The organism is Massilia sp. CT11-108 (assembly GCF_047302915.1).
GTDB lineage: Bacteria > Pseudomonadota > Gammaproteobacteria > Burkholderiales > Burkholderiaceae_D > Telluria > Telluria orientalis.
This window is the reverse complement of sequence record NZ_JBKYMO010001391.1, coordinates 1-323: the sequence shown is the minus strand read 5'-3', so window position 1 is coordinate 323 and position 323 is coordinate 1. Positions and strand designations below refer to the sequence as shown.

Annotated in this window: 1 pseudogene; it reads left to right on the top strand. The window is 74.0% G+C overall.

The window, feature by feature from the left end:
• Positions 1-323 (top strand): annotated as a pseudogene (locus ACEN88_RS34960) (hypothetical protein); the annotation flags it as partial.

Sequence of the window (323 nt, the reverse complement as noted above, 5' to 3'; positions counted from 1 at the left end):
GCTCGCCCAGCTGGACCTGGGACTCGGCGCACCGGACACCGCCTGGCTGCGCCATTTCCACAAGACGGCGGCGCTGTTCGCGCTGGGCGCCGGCGCCGCGACATTGACAAGCGTCGTGCGTCCGGCGCGGCCGCTGCCGCAGGCGCGCATCGAGCTGGCGCTGTTGCTGCTGACCGGCGCCGCGCTGCTCGCGCTGTTGCTGCAGGTGGCGTACGGCGACGAGACGGGCGTGTTCGACCTGCAGCCCGTGGAATTCGCCAAGCTGGCGCTGGCCGCGCTGTCCGCCCACTGCCTGGCGCTCGCCTGCGCGGACGGTCCCGCAC